This is a genomic window from Streptomyces swartbergensis (genome assembly GCF_002148965.1).
Classification (GTDB): domain Bacteria; phylum Actinomycetota; class Actinomycetes; order Streptomycetales; family Streptomycetaceae; genus Streptomyces; species Streptomyces swartbergensis.
This window is the reverse complement of sequence record NZ_NGFN01000754.1, coordinates 1-957: the sequence shown is the minus strand read 5'-3', so window position 1 is coordinate 957 and position 957 is coordinate 1. Positions and strand designations below refer to the sequence as shown.

Annotated in this window: 2 protein-coding genes; one reads left to right on the top strand and one right to left on the bottom strand. The window is 72.4% G+C overall.

Annotated elements, in window-relative coordinates; translation table 11 throughout:
• Positions 1–154: 154 nt before the first annotated feature.
• On the bottom strand, positions 155–451 hold the full coding sequence (locus CA983_RS44110; RefSeq protein WP_086606154.1) for a DUF6247 family protein: 297 nt from the start codon (positions 449–451) through the stop codon (positions 155–157).
• Between the two features lie 352 nt (positions 452–803).
• On the opposite strand from CA983_RS44110, the gene CA983_RS46510 reads away from it, so the two are divergent.
• Entirely contained in the window at positions 804–944 is a 141-nt protein-coding gene (locus CA983_RS46510; RefSeq protein WP_158101952.1) for a hypothetical protein, read from the top strand.
• Positions 945–957: the final 13 nt, after the last annotated feature.

The window sequence follows — 957 nt, the reverse complement described above, 5'->3', positions numbered from 1 at the left end:
CCCTCAGGGTCCCGTGGGTTGAAGGGCGGGAAGGACCAGGGGTCGCGGCCGGCGATGTCCAGCACGTCGCGGAGCATCTCGCGTGCGTGCTCGGGCAGGTCGTCCAGGACGGCCAAGGCCTGGGGCGACAGGCGCGCGGGCCAAGGCGCGTCGCTCACGGGCGCTCTCCGAGGACGTCGGCCAGGTCGACGCCGTCGGAGTCGTCGCAGCCGCCGGCGAGGAACGCTTCCACGGCCGGGGCGGCGGCGAGGCGGGCCTGCCAGGTGCGCACGACGTCGTGGAGCGGGCTGAGGCTGTAGCTGTGCCGAGAGTCCTCCAACGCTCGCGCCCAGTCCTGCTCGAAGGCCGGCACCCAGGTGCTGGCGCGGTTGCTCTCGCGGAGCTGGGCGAGCAGCTGCGCGGCCGCGGTCGGAGCGGGCGGGACGGGCGCGTGGTCGGGCTGGGCGCTCATGGCTCCTCCAGGCGGGGTCTCATCGCCACGGTACGCGGCGCGCACGGCGGTGGGGATGGACATGTGGTGATCCCTTTCCGGATTGTCGGGTGTTAGTCGACGCCTGCCTTCGAGGACCCCGTCGTCGGTGTGACCTCGCGTCAGGAAGTGCCAAACCGGCGGCGGGATCTGCATCCGCCTGGCACACTATCGACCGGGAGCACCGCCGCCACGGTGCGTGCTTGACCGTCCACTCGCACCCGCAGGCCCGGGGGTGCACCCGCAAAACCCTGTCGACTCGGTACGCGCACAGAGGAGTCGGCGCGCGGCCGGGCCTCTCGCGCGCGCCGGTCTGCCTGTGTACGAGTCCCTGATGCACGTGTTCCGCGCATCGATGCCCGAGTTCCTCGGCAACCTCATGGCCGCGGTCGTGCTGGCGGCCGCCGGCTGGGGCGCGAAGAAGACCCGTGACCGACTGAGGGCCCGGCGTCTTCCTGAGGAGAGCACCGACTGACCCGTCCTAGCGC

What these genes read in the sequence shown, in the direction of transcription:
- CA983_RS44110 (WP_086606154.1), bottom strand. Translation starts at nt 451, where the DNA reads ATGAGCGCCCAGCCCGACCACGCGCCCGTCCCGCCCGCTCCGACCGCG.
- CA983_RS46510 (WP_158101952.1), top strand. Translation starts at nt 804, where the DNA reads ATGCACGTGTTCCGCGCATCGATGCCCGAGTTCCTCGGCAACCTCATG.